Genomic DNA, 15,653 nt, shown 5'->3' with positions numbered 1-15,653 from the left:
TATGTCCGACATCCTGCAGAAAATCCTGGCTGTAAAGGCCGACGAAGTCGCCGCCGCGCGCAAGCGGCGCGACCTGCCCAGCCTGCGCGCCGAGGCCGAAAGCCTGCGCACCGAGGCCGGCTTCGCGCCGCGCGGCTTTGAGCGCGCGCTGCGCGACAAGATCGCCGGCGGCCACGCCGGCGTGATCGCCGAGATCAAGAAGGCGTCGCCGTCCAAGGGCGTGCTGCGCGAGCAGTTCCTGCCCGAGGCTATCGCCGAGACCTATGCCGCGCATGGCGCCGCCTGCCTGTCGGTGCTGACCGACGAGCATTTCTTCCAGGGCCACGCCGACTACCTGAAGCGCGCCCGCGGCGCCTGCCCGCTGCCGGCGCTGCGCAAGGACTTCATGGTCGACCTGTACCAGGTCTATGAAGCGCGCAGCTGGGGCGCCGATTGCATCCTGCTGATCGTCGCGGCGCTGGATCCCGGCCTGATGGCCGACCTGGAAGCCTGCGCGCACGAGCTGGGCATGGACGTGCTGGTGGAAGTCCATGGCGGCGACGAGCTCGACGCGGCGCTGCGGCTCAAGACCCCACTGCTGGGCGTGAACAACCGCAACCTGCGCACCTTCGAGGTCTCGCTGGACAACACCCTCGAGCTGCTGCCGCGCATGCCGGCCGACAAGCTGGTGGTGACCGAGTCCGGCATCCTCGGCCCCGCGGACGTGCAGCGCATGCGCGACGCGGATGTGCATGCCTTCCTGGTGGGCGAGGCGTTCATGCGGGCCAAGGATCCGGGGGTGGAGCTGGCGCGGTTGTTTGGCTGAGGCGAAGCCCACACTCCAATCCCCCACCCGCCATGCCCCAGGAAATCGAACTCAAACTCGCCGTCCCCGACGCCGCCCTGGCCCCGCTGGCCGCCTGGCTGGACGCCAACGGCCAGCCGCAAGGCGAAGCCACGCTGCTCAACGTCTACCTCGACACGCCCCGGCACGACCTGGCGCAGGCGCGCGCCGCTCTGCGCCTGCGCCGCAAGGGCGCGCAGTGGCTGCAGACGCTGAAGACGGCTGGCAGCAGCCAGGGCGGCCTGGCCACGCGGCATGAGTGGGAGACCGCCGTGGCCGGCGAGGCCATCGAGCTGCAAAGCTTTCCCGCCGCGGCGCAAGCCGTGCTGGCGCCGATGATCGGCAGCCTGGCGCCGGTGTTCCGCACCGACTTCGTCCGCCGCAGCTGGATCGTCATGCAGGACGGCGCACGGATCGAAGCCGCGCTCGACACCGGCACCATCACCGCGCCGGCCAGTGCCGCGCAGGAGCGCATCCAGGAACTCGAGCTGGAATGGCTCGATGGCGATGCCGCGCACGCCGCCGATGCGCTGCGCACCTTCGCCACGCGGCTTGCCGCCGTGGCTGCCGTGGCGCCGTCGGACCTGAGCAAGGCGGCGCGCGGCTACCGCCTGGCGGGGATCGCCGAGGGCCAGGCGTCATAATCGCGGTTTTCCCGCCGCGCATTTCCCGCATGCAAGCCGATCTCTTTGCCGCCGAAGCCCCCCGCGCCCCCGGCGAACCCTCTCCCGCCGCCAGCCTGCAAGCCCAGGCCGATGCCTTGCCCGCCGCCTGGCGCGCCTTGCTCGAGCCCTGCATCGCCGTGCCGGCGTGGCGCGAGCTGGCCGCCTTCGTCGACGGCGAACGCGCCGCCGGCAAGCCGGTGTTTCCGCACCATGTCTTCCATGCGTTGCACCTGACGCCGCCCGCTGCGGTCAAGGTGGTGATCCTGGGCCAGGACCCGTACCACGGCACCGGCACGGTCGGCGGCGTCGAGCTGCCGCAGGCGCACGGGCTCGCCTTCTCGGTGCCGGCAGGCATCAAGGTGCCGCCCAGCCTGCGCAATATCTTCAAGGAAATCGCCGCCGAATTCGGCGCCGACGGCAACTGCCCGCCGCGCACCTCCGGCAACCTGGAAGGCTGGGCGCGCCAGGGCGTGCTGCTGCTCAATACCGTGCTGACGGTCGAGCAGGGCCAGGCCGCCAGCCATGCGCGACGCGGCTGGGAAGCCGTCACCGATTGCCTGATCCAGCACCTCGCCGCCAGCCAGCCCAACCTGGTGTTCATGCTGTGGGGCAGCCATGCGCAGGCCAAGAAGCCCCTGCTGGGCGCGGGCCACTGCGTGCTGGAAGCGCCGCACCCGTCGCCGTTGTCGGCGCACCGGGGCTTCCTCGGCTGCGGCCACTTCCGCGAAGCCAACCGCTGGCTGGAAAGGCACGGCCGCTCGGCGATCGACTGGACCGCCGCCTAGCGCAGCGCACCGTTAGACCGTCGGCCGGAACTCGAAGCCGGCAAACTCCCCTTCCCCGCGCCCGACCTCGACAAACGCCACCTGCGCCGCCGGCGGGCCGGTTTCCATCCACGCCTGCAGCGCTTCCAGCTGTTTGACCGTGCCGTGCGCCATCACCTCGACGGTGCCATCGGCGCGATTGCGCACCCAGCCGCCCAGCCCGAGTTCATCCGCCGCGTCGGCACAGGCGGCGCGATAGCCCACGCCCTGCACGCGCCCGTGCGCGACCAGACGCCAGGTTGCCTTGTTCATGGTGGCTTCCCCGTGAGCGCACGCGACGCGCGCGCGTTGTGTCATCGACACCAAGTAAACTAGACCGCCATGCCGGGCGTTACCAGGGGATGCGCGCCGCCCGGCGTGATCAGCATGAAGCCGGCGGCATGCGGGCTTTGCCATGGTCCGCCGGCGCCGCGAACCCGGGGCAGGCCACAAGCCTCCGCCCTGCCAGCTCGATACCGCCCCACACAGTCCGACAGGCGCCCATGATGCCACCCGCCGACCGCAACGCGGCCCAGCCCGCCCCTGGCTTCGACAGCCAGCTGCTGCGCGCCCCGCCGAACCGCTTCGACCTGGCGCTGCTGCCGATCATCCTGGCCGTGATCGTGATGATCGCGTTCGCCGCGCAGCAGATGAATGCCCCGTTCCGGCCCGACCAGCCGCTGGCGGTGCACCTGGACGTGGCCTACCTGCCCTATTACCTGATGCGCACCAGCATCCGCATGCTGGCCGCGCTGGCGGCGTCGCTGCTGTTCTCGCTGGCGTTTGCCGCGCTGGCGTCCAAGAGCCGCACCGCCGAGAAGGTGCTGGTGCCGGCGCTGGACATCCTTCAGTCGATCCCGGTGCTGGGCTTCCTGTCGATCACCGTGACCGGCTTCATCGCCCTCTTTCCCGGCAACCTGGCGGGGGTGGAGTGCGCGGCGATCTTTGCCATCTTCACGTCGCAGGCCTGGAATATGGCCTTCAGCCTGTACCAGTCGTTCCGCACCATTCCGGGCGACCTGCTCGAGGCCGCGGCCATGTTCCGGCTGTCGGCGTGGCAGCGCTTCTGGCGGCTGGAAGTCCCGTACGCCATGCCGGGGCTGCTGTGGAACATGATGATGTCGATGTCGGGCGGCTGGTTCTTCGTGGTCGCGTCCGAGGCGATCTCGGTATCGGGCCACGATATCCGGCTGCCCGGCATCGGCTCCTATATCGCGCTGGCGATCCAGCAGCAGGACCCGGCCGCGATCGGCTGGGCCATCGTGGCGATGCTGGTGGGCATCCTGCTGTACGACCAGGTGCTGTTCCGCCCGCTGGTGGCCTGGGCCGACCGCTTCCGCTTCGAGACCCTGGCGCAGGACAAGCTGCCGCAGTCGTGGCTGCTGGACCTGCTGCGCCGCTCGGCGTGGGTGGGCGCGCTGCTGGCGCAGGCCGCCGCGCTGGCCGCGCGCACGCTGGCGTGGGGCGCGCGCACGCGCATGCCGGCACCAGCCCGACCGGTCGATCCACGCCGGGCGCTATGGCTGGGCCGCGCGCGCGACGCCGTGATCGTGCTGGTGGCGCTGGCCGCGCTGCTGCGCGTGGGCTATTTTGTCCACAGCGAAGTTGGCTGGGCCGAAGTGGTCCATGTGCTGTGGCTGGGCACGCTGACCATGCTGCGGGTGATCGTGCTGATTGCGCTGGCGGCGCTGGTATGGGTGCCGATCGGCATCCGCATCGGCCTGAACCCGGACCTGGCTCGCATCGCGCAACCGATCGCGCAGTTCCTGGCGGCGTTCCCGGCCAACCTGATGTTCCCGCTGGCGGTGATGCTGATCGCGCGCTTCGGGCTGAATCCGGAGATCTGGCTGAGCCCGCTGCTGATCTTCGGCACCCAGTGGTACATCCTGTTCAACGTGATCGCGGGGGCGTCGGGCATTCCCACCGAGCTGAAGCTTGCCGCGCGCAATTTCGGCCTGCGCGGCTGGCTGCTGTGGAAGCGCTTCCTGATTCCGGCAGTCTTCCCCAGCCTGCTGACCGGCCTGGTGACGGCCGCCGGCGGCTCGTGGAACGCCAGCATCGTGTCCGAATACGTGACCTGGGGCGATCGCACCATCGTCGCCACCGGGCTCGGCAGCTATATCGCCGAGACCACCGCGCGCGGCGATTTCCCGCGAATTGCGCTGGGCATCGGCGTGATGGCGCTGTTCGTGGTGGGCTTCAACCGGCTGTTGTGGAACCGCCTGTACCAACTTGCGCAGGAGCGCACACGCCTGTAAGGCAACGATGGCAGAGAACATTGCAACCCCCACCGCCGCGGCGGTGATCGAACTGCGCGGCGTCGGCAAGATCTTCCGCACCGCCAGCCAGAGCGATCGCGCCGTGCTCGAAGGCGTGGACCTGACCCTGCGCGAGGGCGAGATCGTCGCCATGCTGGGCAAGTCCGGCTCGGGCAAGTCCACGCTGCTGCGCATCATGGCGGGGCTGGTCGGCGCCGACCGCGGCGAGGTGCGCTTTCGCGGCCAGCGCCTGGCCGGCACCGCCGAAGGCATCGCCATGGTGTTCCAGTCGTTCGCGCTGTTCCCGTGGCTGACGGTGCAGCAGAACGTGGAGCTGGGGCTGGAGGCGCAGGGCGTGCCCCGGGCCGAGCGCGAGCGCCGCGCCGAGGCCGCGATCGACATGATCGGCCTGGCCGGCTTCAACAGCGCGCTGCCGCGCGAGCTGTCGGGCGGCATGCGCCAGCGCGTGGGCATCGCGCGCGCGCTGGTGACCGAGCCCGACCTGCTGCTGATGGACGAAGCCTTCTCGGCGCTGGACGTGCTCACCGGCGAGACCCTGCGCGACGAGATGCTGGCGCTGTGGCAAGGCGGGCGCGCCAATATCAGGAGCATCCTGATCGTTTCGCACAATATCGAGGAAGCGGTGATGATGGCCGACCGCATCGTGATCCTGTCGAGCGATCCCGGCCGCATTCGCGCCGAAGTGCCGGTGGCGCTGCCGCGCCCGCGCAACCGCGACAGTGCCCAGGTGCGCGCGCTGGTCGACCAGATCTACGCGCTGATGACGGCCCCGGCGGCCGAAGCGCGCCTGCCCGCGCCCGCGCGCGAGATCGGCTACCGGCTGCCGCACGCCGACATCAGCCAGATGGAAGCCATCCTCGACCTGCTGTGCGAGGCGCCCTTCCACTGCCGCGCCGACCTGCCGCACCTGGCCGACGAGGCCGGCCTGACCGACGACGAACTGCTGCCGGCCTGCGAAGCGCTGCAACTGGTGCAGCTGGTGTCGATCGAAGCCGGCGACATCACCGCCACCGACGCCGGCCGCGCCTACTACGCCGCCGGGCCGCAGCAGCGCAAGGCGATCTTCGGCCGGCAACTGCTCGCCAACGTCGCTCTGGCCGCGCATGTGCGGCGCGAGCTGGTGGCAAGCGAAGCCGGCGAGATCGGCGAGGAACAGGTGCTCGGGGAACTGGAGCAGTTCCTCAAGCCGCAGGAGGCCGAACGCGTGCTGAGCGTGGCGATCGGATGGGGGCGGTATGGGGAGATCTTCGAGTACAGCTATCACAGCGGGATGCTGACGTTGCCCGAGGATGAGGGAGCCGGGCACGGCGCTTGACCAAACCAGCGCTCTTACGACCGCGCCCGCATCGCCCGTCCAATCGCTCCGGTTCGCAGCGCGATCTTGGCCGCATCCTCGCGCAGCGCACGCAGCCGACGTTCCAGCACCGCGTTGGCAGTGCGGCCGGTGGAGCTTGAGGTCGCCCCTGCCTGTTCGCTCGACTCGCCCGCCGCGGCGGCCTGCACCAGCGTGTCGGTGCGGCGCTTGTCGGCGGAATCGGCCAGGCGGGCGCGGCGTTCCGCGGCGGCGTCTTCCGCGGCTTCGGTCGCGTCGGGCGTGACGGTTTCCACGACCGGTTCGGGGGCCGCTTCGGCCACCGGTTCGGGCGCCGCCTCGACTGCAACCGCCACCGGCTGGCCCGCGTCCGCGGGCACGGCCTCCTTGCGCTCCACCGGCGCTTTGGCGCTGCGGATGAAGCCTGCGCCGCGGCCGCCGCCGCGCTCGTCGGCGTGCAGCCGTTCGCTGGCCACCTGCAGGCTGTGGCTGGCGGCCTCGGTGGCCTGTTCGATCGCGGCCTCGGCGGCCGGGATATCGAGTTCCTCATAGTGCTGGCGCACCTGGATGCGCGCCGCCGCCACGTGCGCGGCGACCAGGTAGTTCTGCACGATGAAGCGGTTCAGGTTATCCACGGCGCGGTGCCGGCTCCTGGGCTCGTCCAGCATGCGCTGGAACGACGAGATCAGCGCCGACAGATTGTCCATGAACTGCTTGCGCTGCACGCGGTAGGCAAAGTCATCCTTGGCCCGGCGCAGCAGCAGGTCGCGCGTGGCGGCGATATAGCGGCGGTTGGCCTGCAGCACGGCCTCGACCAGCTTGGGGATGGCACGGTACTCCCAGCTCGGCAGCACGAAGCTGAACAGCGACGCGATGATGCCGCCGATGACCGTATCCACCAGCCGCTCTCCCGCCACGGTGGGACTGTTCGGCATCAGCAGGTGGATCTGGATCAGCACCTGGATGCAGGCGGCGATCGCGGTGTAGCGGTACTTGATGGTGACGAAGGCGGCGCTGGCGACCAGCGACAGGAACAGCACGCCCAGCAGGATCAGCGGCTGGTGCACCACCTTCAGGATCGCGACCGAGACCACGCAGCCGATCAGCGTGCCGATCACGCGGTCGTTGTAGCGCTGCTTGGTCATGCTGAAGTTGGGCTTCAGGATCACGATGATAGTCAGCAGGATCCAGTAGCTGTGCGACACATAAGGCAGGCGCTCGGCGATCCACAGGCCCAGCGCCACCGCCATCGACACCCGCAGCGCAAAGCGGAACGCCGGCGAGGTCCACTTCAGGTTGTCGCGCAGCACGCTCAGCTCGTACTTCTGGCGCGTCAGGAACGGCGTCATGTCGGAGCCGGGCAGCACCTTGGCCGGCTCCACCGGAGTGCGCGAGGCCTCGTGCAGCTGGCCGATCAGCGTGATCGCGCCGCGCATCATGTCGAGCGTCTCGACCAGCGCCGTCATCGCCGCCGGGCTGATATGGTGGTGGCGCAGCTGCGCGATCTCCGCCTCCACCGCGCGCAGGCCCTGGCGGTAATCCACCGTGGCGTACGAGCCGCGCCCGCGCGTGACCTCGTAGGCGATCTCTTCGACGTCCTTGCACATCTGCATCACCAGCCCGCGCAGGTGGTCCAGCACCGGCGTACCGGCGAAGGTCTGGCGCAGCATCGGATAGTCGGTGTTGGTCGACAGGATGTACTCGTACAGGTCGAGCATGCGCAGGTGCACCTGCACCAGCAGCCCGTCGTGCGGGGTGCGGTTGCCGCGCAGCACCAGGTCGCGCGCGGCCTGCTGGCGCTCGGCCACCACGATCTGCTGGCGCACCAGCTGGTTGAACTGGGCCTCGAAGTCGTTGCCGGCGTCGTAGAAGCCGGCCTTGATCTCGAGATAGCCCGCCAGCTCGTACAGCGATTCGGCCAGCACCTGCTGCCGGGTGCGGCGCTCGGTGATCCAGCTCACCAGCATCGCATAGCCGAGATAAGCGACCGCGCCGATGCTGAACAGCGCCGCATGCTCCAGCGCGCGCCGCACCAGGAAGTCTTCGTTGATGGTGAGCGTCATCACGAACAACGCGGCGAACTGCAGCGGCAGCGTCTTGTTGCCGTACACCGTCATCATGCCGGCCATGAACGTTACCAGCACCAGCAGAAACGGCATCACGCGCGGGAACGGCGTGGCCAGCGCCACCACCAGCGTGACCACGCTGCACAGCAGCACGCTGGCCAGCATCTCGTTGAACTTGTGGCTCAGCGGGCTGGGCAGGTCCATCAGGCTGGTGCACAGCGCGCCCATCGACACCACCATCGCGGTGGGCAGGTCGCTGAAGTGCAGCGCGATCAGCGTCGCGCCGATCACGCCCGTGGCCGAGCGCAGCCCCCGGTACACATAGTGCGAATACAGGAAGGTGCGGGGATCGTGCGCGTATTGCATGCAGCGGGGGCGGTGGACTGCGGTGGCGGGGTCTGGTGTCGCGGCGAAAGCAGGCTAGCTCACTGGCCCAGCCAGCGCGAGCGCGCCGCATGCCGCCCGCCCTCCGCCTTGAGCTTGAACTGCGCCGCCGGCTCGCGCGCCAGCGTCACCGGCAGCGCCTGCAGCTCGTCGCGGCGGAACGCGTGCAACTCGATGCGGTCGCCGGGGCGGTAGCGCGCCAGCAGCTTGTCGAGCTGGCCCGGCGCCATGCGCACGCCGTCGATGGCGACCAGCAGGTCGCCGGCGGACAGGCCCGCGGCCTGCGCGGCGCCGCCGTCGAGCACCTGGGTCACGCGCACCCAGCCGTCCTCGGTCTTGACCTTGATCCCCAGCGCCGCGGTGCGCGCCGGCTTCTGCGCCTCGGCCTTGATTCCGAACGCCTTGAACAGCGGCGGCAGCGGCAACTCGCCGGTGCCTTCGGTCAGCGCGCGCAGCAGCGGCCCCAGGCGCAGGCCCGTGACTTCATCGAACAGCGCATGGACCTCGGCCTCGGTGACGCCGCGCTGCACCGCGTCCGCGGCGTAGAAGCCCCGGCCGTAGCCGCGCCACAGCGCGCGCATGACATCGTCGAGCGAGCGCCGCCCGCGGGTCCTGTCGCGGATGGTCAGGTCCAGCGCCAGCGCCACCAGCGCGCCCTTGGTGTAATAGCTGACGATGGCGTTGGGCGCGTTCTCGTCCTGGCGGTAGTACTTGGTCCAGGCGTCGAACGAGCTTTCGGCCACGCTCTGCTTGGTGCGGCCGTTGCCCCGCAGCACGCCGTTCCAGGTCTTGGCCAGCATCTCGACATACTGCGCCTCGGTGACGCAGCCCGAGCGCACCAGCACCAGGTCGTCGTAGTAGCTGGTAAAGCCCTCGAACAGCCACAGCAGCGGGGTGTAGGTTTCCTGCGCCAGCCGGTACGGCACGAACGCGGCCGGCTTGATGCGCTTGACGTGCCAGGTGTGGAAATACTCGTGGCTGCACAGCCCGAGGAAGGTACGGTAGCCCTCGCTGGTTTCGCTGTTGCCGCGCACCGGCAGGTCGTTGCGCGAGCAGATCAGCGCGGTGCTGGCGCGATGCTCCAGGCCGCCGTAGCCGTCGCTGGTGACCATGGTCATGAACACATAGCGCCGGTTGCTGTCCAGGAACGGCGCCTGCGCCGTGCGCGGCTCGAACAGCCGGATCTGGGTCTCGCAGATGCGCTTCAGGTCGCGGCACACGCGCTCCAGGTCCAGCTGCGGCACGCGCCCGGTGAAGACCACGTCGTGCTGCGCGCCGCAGGCGCGGAAGCTGGCCAGCTGGAAGGTGCCCATCTCGACCGGGTGGTCGACCAGCTCGTCGTAATCGGCCACCTGGTAGCGGCCAAAGCCGTAGCGCTTCGCTCCGTCGCGGCCGGGCGCCTCGCGCATGGCGGTGGCCACGCGCCAGTCGCGGTAGGCCTCGCCCGCGGGGGCATGGATGTCGACCGTGCATGGGCGCTCGGCCTGCCCTTCCACGCACAGGAACACCGAGCTGCCGTTGAAGAATCCATGGGTGGTGTCAAGGTGCGCGGCGCGCACCGACAGGTCCCAGGCGTAGACCTCGTAGCTGAGCGTCAGCGGGCCGTCGGCCAGGGTGACCGGCGCGGCCTGCCAGCGCTGCTTGTCGAGCTTGCTCAGCGCGATCTCGCGCCCGCCCGCGTCGGCGCGGATACGCACGATATTGCGCGCGAAGTCCCGGATCATGTAGCTGCCGGGAATCCACGCCGGCAGCGAGAAGCACTGCCCGGCCGGATCGGGCTCGCTGACGGTGACGGTAACGGCAAACAGGTGCGCTTCAGGCTGAAGCGGGGCGATGGCGTAGCGGATCGGCGTCATGGGCAGGATTGTAACGTCGGCGCCTGCATGCAGCGCCGGCGCGGATGAGGCGCGGTGAGACCGCCTGGTGCTGCTCAGCCGCGATTCACATCCACCACCACGCGCCCGCGCATGGCGCCTTCCATGATCTTGCGCCCGGCCTCGATGGCATCGCCCAGGCCGATCTCGCGCGTCAGCGCATTGAGCCGGTCCGGCTCCAGGTCGCTGGCCAGGCGCTGCCAGGCCTGTTCGCGCAGCGCCATCGCCGCCATCACGCTGTCGATGCCGTGCAGCGTGATGCCGCGCAGGATGAAGGGCGCGACCGAGCCGGGGAAGTCCAGCCCCTGCGCCAGCCCGCACGCCGTCACCACGCCGCCGTAGCGCACCTGCGCGCAGGCATTGACCAGCGTGTGCGAGCCCACCGAATCGACCACCGCGGCCCAGCGTTCCTTCTGCAGCGGCTTGCCGGGCGCGCCCAGCTCGGCACGGTCGATCACGTCGTCGGCGCCGAGCGCCTTGAGGAAATCCGCCTCGCGCGTCTTGCCGGTCGAAGCCACCACCTTATAGCCCAGCTTGCTCAGCAGCGCGATCGCCACCGAACCGACCCCGCCCGAGGCCCCGGTCACCAGCACCTCGCCGTCGCCCGGGCGCACCGGGCCGTTGACGCCGCCGCGCTCCAGCGCCAGCACCGACAGCATCGCGGTATAGCCCGCGGTGCCGATCGCCATGGCCTGGCGCGTGGTGAAGGCGGCGGGCAGCGGCACCAGCCAGTCGCCCTTCAGGCGCGCGCGCTGCGCCAGGCAGCCCCAGTGGGTCTCACCCACGCCGTAGCCGTTCAGCACCACCTTGTCGCCGGCTTTCCAGCGCGGATGCGCGGACTCCAGCACCGTGCCGGCGCCGTCGATGCCCGCCACCATCGGCCACTTGCGCACCACCGGCGAGCGTCCGGTGATGGCCAGGCCGTCCTTGAAGTTGATGGTGGAGTAATCGACGGCAACCAGCACGTCGCCGTCGGCCGGCAACTGGGTCTCGTCGAGAGTGGCGAGGTTGGCCTGGGTGGCGCCGTCGGCCTGGGTCAGCAGCACTGCCTGGAAAGTCATGGTGTCTCCTTGGTCGCCTGGCGGCGATCGCATGCAATGATGGGAAAGGCAGAAAGCACAACGGCCGGACAGGTCCGGCCGTCGCTCGAGCCGGGACAGGTCCGGCGCGCGCTTATTTCTTGATGCTGGCGAGCTTGCGCTCCAGCGTGGCGACGTCCGCCGCGCCGGGGATGCGGGTGCCGTCGGTGAAGAACACCGCCGGGGTGCCGGTCACGTTCATGCTGTGGCCGAGCGCCAGGTTCTCTTCCAGCGGCGTCTTGCAGCTGCCGTTGCCGGTCAGCGCCACCTGCTTGAGCATCCAGTCGCGCCAGGCCTTGGTGCGGTCGGCCGCGCACCAGACCTGTTTTGACTTGGTCTCCGAATCCGGCGACAGCACCGGGTACAGGAAGGTGTACACGGTGATGTTGTCCATCTGCTGGAAGGTCTGCTCGATGCGCTTGCAGTAGCCGCAGTTGGGATCGGAGAACACCGCGACCTGGCGGCTGCCATCGCCCTTGGTCCACTTGATCGCGCGCGCCAGCGGCAGGTCCGACCACTTGATGCGGTTGATCTCCGCCAGCCGCTCTTCGGTCAGGTTGGTGCCGGTGCGGGTATCGATCATCTCGCCGTTGATGATGTAGCGGCCGGTGGCGTCGGTGTACACCACCTGGCCGCCGATATTGGCTTCGAACAGGCCCGGCACCGGGGTCTTGCCGACGCTCTTCACTTCGGCGCGGCCGCCCAGCATCTTCTGCAGCGACTCCTTGATGCGGTCGGTGCCGGGCTCGCCCGCGGCGATGGCGTGCAGCGCGAAGCCGGCCGCGGCCAGGCCGCCGGCGATGGCGGTGATGGTGGCGTAGACGGCGGGACGGCGGCGCAGGGATGGGAACATGTGGACTCCAGGAATTCGGTAAGGGGGCGTACGGGGGGCGGACAGTGCGTGCGAACCTAGCCGAGCGCGCGCCCGATCAGCAAGCGCTTGAGCAGCGACTGACCGCCGACCGCGCGCATGCCGGTATTGCGCACCACCCGCGCTACGCTGCCCGGCAGCGAGAACAGCCGGTGCAGCCCGTCGGTGGCGGCGGTCAGCGACAACAGGTCGGTGGCGCGCGCGCGCTCGTAGCGCCGCAGCAGGCGCAAATCGCCCTCGCTGCGGAAAGGTTCTTTGTCGGCCATCACGCGGCCAAGTTCCGCGACGTCGCGCAGGCCCAGGTTCATGCCCTGGCCGGCCAGCGGATGCACCACGTGGGCGGCGTCGCCCACCAGCGCCACGTGCGGCTGCACGAACTGGTCGGCACGCTGCAGCACCAGCGGGAAGCCCTGCGCGGGGGTCACGCAGCGCAACGCGCCGAACTGCGCGCCGACCGCGCCACTGGCGCCCTGCATCACGGTGGCGGCGAGCGCCTCGGGCGACAGCGCCAGCAGCTCGCGCGCGTGGGCCTCGTCGGCGGACCAGACCATCGACACATGGTTGTCCGGCAGCGGCAGCATGGCCAGCACCTCGCCGTTGGCGGGCTCCTCGTCGGCCATCAGCTTTTCCGGCGCGCCCAGGAACCACTGCCAGGCGGTCTCATGGTGTGGCCGCTCGCAGGCAAAGTTGGCGACCACGCCAAGCTGGCGGTACTTGCGCGTGCTGACGCCGATATGGCATTGCTGGCGCAGCCACGAGCGCGCTCCGTCGGCGCCGATCGCCAGCGCGGTGCGCACCTTGCTGCCGTTCTCCAGCGTGAGTGTGATGCCGTCGGGGTCGCGCTCGCACACGCCGGCGGTACCGTCGTGCCACGTCACCTGGTGCTGGAAGCCGAGCGCGGTGTCGAGCGCGCGCTCGACCAGCCGCGACTCGATGATCCACGCCAGCTGCGGCACCGCCGCGGCATACGCCGAGAAATGCAGGTCGCCATCGAAGCTGGGCGAGGTCTCGGCGGCGCTGACGTCGCCGAACACGCGCATGTCGCGCACCGGCTGGATCCGCGCCGGGTCCAGCGCCTCCCACACGCGCATGCGCTCGAGCAGCGCCTGCGAACTGGCGGAGAAGGCGTAGATGCGGCTGTCCCAGTCGTCCGGCCCGGCGCCGGCCGCGGCGCGCGCCGGCTTGGGCGCGACCAGCGCGACGTCCATGCCCTGCTGGGCCAGCAGCAGCGCGCAGGACTTGCCGACGATGCCGCCACCGACGACGGCAACCTGGAAAGCGGAGGATTTGCGCGCGGCGGGGCGCGTGGACGCGTGGGATCGGGTCATGGCTGGATTATAGCCACGTCACTCCGGGGCCCGTCTGCGCCAGGCGGCGCCTTGGTGCAGCACTGACAAGCGTCCGACTCTGCGCCACCTCATCGGCCGATCCTTATAACTGCATGTCATAAGCCTTAGAACAAAACAATAGGGTCGGCGCTTGCGCCCGCCGACACGCCCGGGCCTATATTGAAGCGAAATGTTTCTGGCCGGGGAACTCACCACCTGAAGGGAGGTGGAACAAATGCTCAAACAAGCACTATTGATTGCCGTCGCCACCGCAGGGGCCATGGGCACGGCATTCGGGGGTACCGGTCTTCGCGATGTCTATACCGATGGCGCGAAGGTTTCGAAGTTTGATGTCTACACCGATGGCGCAAAGGCGTCGAAATTTGATGTCTACACCGATGGCGCGCGTACGACCGGAACCCGCGACACGTTCACGGATGGCGAAAAAACCACGGATATGCGGGACCAATTCACCGACGGCGCCTGATCGACACCATCACGATCCGGCACCCGACCACGATGCACGGCCAAGCTGACACCTTGGCCGTTTTGTTTGCCAGGGCTTTGCTTTTCCGCTGACACCGCCCCGGCCCCCCAAAAGGTTACAATCGCGGTTTTGCATGGCAAACGCGTGCAACCTCGCCGAGCCAGCGCGATGTGATGTCTTTGTCTCGTCCCGACGCAGTCCCGGGCGGTAACGCGCGATCCGCGCCTGCCACGGCGCTGCCGGCACTGGTGACATCACGCAACCCATTGATTCCGAAGACCAGACCATGAGCCTCCAATGCGGCATCGTCGGCCTGCCCAACGTCGGCAAGTCCACGCTGTTCAATGCCCTGACCAAGGCCGGCATCGCCGCCGAAAACTATCCGTTCTGCACCATCGAGCCCAATGTGGGCGTGGTGGAAGTGCCGGATCCGAGGCTCGCGAAGCTGGCCGAGATCGTCAAGCCTGAGCGCATCCTGCCGGCCACGGTCGAGTTCGTCGACATCGCCGGGCTGGTGGCAGGCGCCTCCAAGGGTGAAGGGCTGGGCAACCAGTTCCTGGCCAATATCCGCGAATGCGATGCCATCACCCACGTGGTGCGCTGCTTCGAGGACGACAACGTGATCCACGTCGCCGGCCGCGTGGACCCGCTGTCGGATATCGAAGTCATCAACACCGAACTGGCGCTGGCCGACCTGGCCACTGTCGAGAAGGCGCTGGCGCGCTACGTCAAGCCGGCCCGCGCCGGCGACAAGGAGGCCCAGCGCCTGGTCGCAGTGCTGGAAAAGGCCCAGTCCGTGCTGGACCAGGCCAAGGCCGTGCGCACCCTGGACCTGGCGCCGGAAGAGTGGGATGCGATCCGCCCGTTCTGCCTGATCACCGCCAAGCCGACCATGTACGTGGCCAACGTGCGTGAGGACGGCTTCGACAACAACCCGCACCTGGACGCGGTGCGTGAATACGCCAAGCAGACCGATTCCCCCGTGGTCGCCGTCTGCGCCGCGATCGAAGCCGAGATCGCCGACCTCGACGACGCCGACAAGGCCGAGTTCCTGGCCGACCTGGGCATGGAAGAGCCGGGCCTGGACCGCGTGATCCGCGCCGGCTTCAAGCTGCTGGGCCTGCAGACCTACTTCACCGCCGGGGTCAAGGAAGTGCGCGCCTGGACCATCCACGTGGGCGACACCGCGCCCAAGGCGGCCGGCGTGATCCACACCGACTTCGAACGCGGCTTTATCCGCGCGCAGACCATCGCCTATGACGACTTCATCAGCTTCAAGGGCGAGACCGGCGCGAAGGAAGCCGGCAAGATGCGGGCGGAAGGGAAGGAGTATGTGGTGAAGGATGGGGATGTGATGAACTTCCTGTTCAACGTCTAAGCCAAAGCTGTTGATTCGGGATGTTTCACGACATCTCGAAACCCACCAAGAAGCCCAGCAACTGCTGGGCTTTTTTCTTCCTCGCGGCAGCGGACGACGGTTTAGCACCGCTCAGCCGCCTCGCCGCGACGAATTGCCAGCGCGCTGCCCCAAGGCCGAACACGGGACGTGCGCGACCAACGTGGCGTCGGCACCACCCTGCCAGTCACATCCCAAGCAAGTTCGGAAATTTCAGTACTTCTTTTGGGACTCATCTCACATTCATTTCCTCCTGCGTTGTCCAGCATGAATCCTGAGGGTCTCC

General features: G+C 68.9%; 13 protein-coding genes. 7 read left to right on the top strand and 6 right to left on the bottom strand.

Going from position 1 to position 15,653, the window contains the following annotated elements:
- Window position 1: 1 nt before the first annotated feature.
- The 3 genes from trpC to MKD38_RS20375 are packed head-to-tail and all read left to right on the top strand — an operon-like array spanning window position 2 to window position 2,273.
- Window positions 2-805, top strand: coding sequence for an indole-3-glycerol phosphate synthase TrpC (trpC, locus tag MKD38_RS20385; protein WP_252679416.1), 804 nt, complete (start codon window positions 2-4; stop codon window positions 803-805).
- A gap of 32 nt (window positions 806-837) precedes the next feature.
- Window positions 838-1,467: a CYTH domain-containing protein gene (locus tag MKD38_RS20380; RefSeq protein ID WP_252679414.1), complete on the top strand. Its 630-nt coding sequence runs from the start codon at window positions 838-840 to the stop codon at window positions 1,465-1,467.
- A 29-nt stretch (window positions 1,468-1,496) separates the two neighbouring features.
- Window positions 1,497-2,273 carry a uracil-DNA glycosylase gene (locus MKD38_RS20375; protein ID WP_252679412.1) on the top strand — a complete coding sequence of 259 codons (777 nt, stop codon included), beginning with the start codon at window positions 1,497-1,499 and terminating at the stop codon, window positions 2,271-2,273.
- A gap of 12 nt (window positions 2,274-2,285) precedes the next feature.
- Here MKD38_RS20375 and MKD38_RS20370 read toward each other — a convergent pair whose 3' ends face one another.
- The gene (locus MKD38_RS20370; RefSeq protein ID WP_062801853.1) at window positions 2,286-2,564 is read right to left on the bottom strand and encodes an acylphosphatase; all 279 of its coding nucleotides are present in this window, start codon (window positions 2,562-2,564) and stop codon (window positions 2,286-2,288) included.
- A gap of 230 nt (window positions 2,565-2,794) precedes the next feature.
- Between MKD38_RS20370 and MKD38_RS20365 the strand changes: the two genes are divergently transcribed.
- Window positions 2,795-4,549 carry an ABC transporter permease gene (locus MKD38_RS20365; protein ID WP_252679410.1) on the top strand — a complete coding sequence of 585 codons (1,755 nt, stop codon included), beginning with the start codon at window positions 2,795-2,797 and terminating at the stop codon, window positions 4,547-4,549.
- A 7-nt stretch (window positions 4,550-4,556) separates the two neighbouring features.
- Entirely contained in the window at window positions 4,557-5,885 is a 1,329-nt protein-coding gene (locus MKD38_RS20360) for an ABC transporter ATP-binding protein (protein ID WP_252679408.1), read from the top strand.
- Between the two features lie 14 nt (window positions 5,886-5,899).
- Here MKD38_RS20360 and MKD38_RS20355 read toward each other — a convergent pair whose 3' ends face one another.
- The 5 genes from MKD38_RS20355 to MKD38_RS20335 form a co-directional block, all read right to left on the bottom strand.
- On the bottom strand, window positions 5,900-8,314 hold the full coding sequence (locus MKD38_RS20355) for an FUSC family protein (RefSeq protein WP_252679406.1): 2,415 nt from the start codon (window positions 8,312-8,314) through the stop codon (window positions 5,900-5,902).
- Between the two features lie 59 nt (window positions 8,315-8,373).
- Entirely contained in the window at window positions 8,374-10,188 is a 1,815-nt protein-coding gene (locus MKD38_RS20350) for a M61 family metallopeptidase (RefSeq protein WP_252679404.1), read from the bottom strand.
- Window positions 10,189-10,262: 74 nt separating this feature from the next.
- Complete coding sequence (gene acuI, locus MKD38_RS20345; RefSeq protein WP_252679402.1) at window positions 10,263-11,267, bottom strand: acrylyl-CoA reductase (NADPH); 1,005 nt, start codon at window positions 11,265-11,267, stop codon at window positions 10,263-10,265.
- A 112-nt stretch (window positions 11,268-11,379) separates the two neighbouring features.
- Window positions 11,380-12,138, bottom strand: coding sequence for a DsbC family protein (locus tag MKD38_RS20340; RefSeq protein ID WP_252679400.1), 759 nt, complete (start codon window positions 12,136-12,138; stop codon window positions 11,380-11,382).
- A 56-nt stretch (window positions 12,139-12,194) separates the two neighbouring features.
- Window positions 12,195-13,484 carry a UbiH/UbiF family hydroxylase gene (locus MKD38_RS20335; RefSeq protein WP_252679398.1) on the bottom strand — a complete coding sequence of 430 codons (1,290 nt, stop codon included), beginning with the start codon at window positions 13,482-13,484 and terminating at the stop codon, window positions 12,195-12,197.
- A gap of 235 nt (window positions 13,485-13,719) precedes the next feature.
- On the opposite strand from MKD38_RS20335, the gene MKD38_RS20330 reads away from it, so the two are divergent.
- Both MKD38_RS20330 and ychF read left to right on the top strand, forming a co-directional pair.
- Window positions 13,720-13,971 (top strand): hypothetical protein, encoded by a 252-nt coding sequence (locus MKD38_RS20330; protein ID WP_252679396.1) that lies wholly within the window; start codon window positions 13,720-13,722, stop codon window positions 13,969-13,971.
- Window positions 13,972-14,257: 286 nt separating this feature from the next.
- Entirely contained in the window at window positions 14,258-15,349 is a 1,092-nt protein-coding gene (gene ychF / locus MKD38_RS20325; protein ID WP_252668665.1) for a redox-regulated ATPase YchF, read from the top strand.
- Window positions 15,350-15,653 lie beyond the last annotated feature (304 nt).

The sequence above is a fragment of the Cupriavidus sp. WGlv3 genome, assembly GCF_023952475.1.
Lineage (GTDB): Bacteria > Pseudomonadota > Gammaproteobacteria > Burkholderiales > Burkholderiaceae > Cupriavidus > Cupriavidus phytorum.
The sequence above is the reverse complement of the archived record's forward strand: the minus strand, read 5'-3'. Positions and strand labels throughout refer to the sequence as shown.

Coding starts and splice junctions, on each gene's coding strand:
- MKD38_RS20355 (WP_252679406.1), bottom strand. CDS start 8,314: ATGCAATACGCGCACGATCCCCGCACCTTCCTGTATTCGCACTATGTG.
- trpC (WP_252679416.1), top strand. CDS start 2: ATGTCCGACATCCTGCAGAAAATCCTGGCTGTAAAGGCCGACGAAGTC.
- MKD38_RS20380 (WP_252679414.1), top strand. CDS start 838: ATGCCCCAGGAAATCGAACTCAAACTCGCCGTCCCCGACGCCGCCCTG.
- MKD38_RS20340 (WP_252679400.1), bottom strand. CDS start 12,138: ATGTTCCCATCCCTGCGCCGCCGTCCCGCCGTCTACGCCACCATCACC.
- ychF (WP_252668665.1), top strand. CDS start 14,258: ATGAGCCTCCAATGCGGCATCGTCGGCCTGCCCAACGTCGGCAAGTCC.
- MKD38_RS20330 (WP_252679396.1), top strand. CDS start 13,720: ATGCTCAAACAAGCACTATTGATTGCCGTCGCCACCGCAGGGGCCATG.
- MKD38_RS20335 (WP_252679398.1), bottom strand. CDS start 13,484: ATGACCCGATCCCACGCGTCCACGCGCCCCGCCGCGCGCAAATCCTCC.
- acuI (WP_252679402.1), bottom strand. CDS start 11,267: ATGACTTTCCAGGCAGTGCTGCTGACCCAGGCCGACGGCGCCACCCAG.
- MKD38_RS20365 (WP_252679410.1), top strand. CDS start 2,795: ATGATGCCACCCGCCGACCGCAACGCGGCCCAGCCCGCCCCTGGCTTC.
- MKD38_RS20350 (WP_252679404.1), bottom strand. CDS start 10,188: ATGACGCCGATCCGCTACGCCATCGCCCCGCTTCAGCCTGAAGCGCAC.
- MKD38_RS20375 (WP_252679412.1), top strand. CDS start 1,497: ATGCAAGCCGATCTCTTTGCCGCCGAAGCCCCCCGCGCCCCCGGCGAA.
- MKD38_RS20360 (WP_252679408.1), top strand. CDS start 4,557: ATGGCAGAGAACATTGCAACCCCCACCGCCGCGGCGGTGATCGAACTG.
- MKD38_RS20370 (WP_062801853.1), bottom strand. CDS start 2,564: ATGAACAAGGCAACCTGGCGTCTGGTCGCGCACGGGCGCGTGCAGGGC.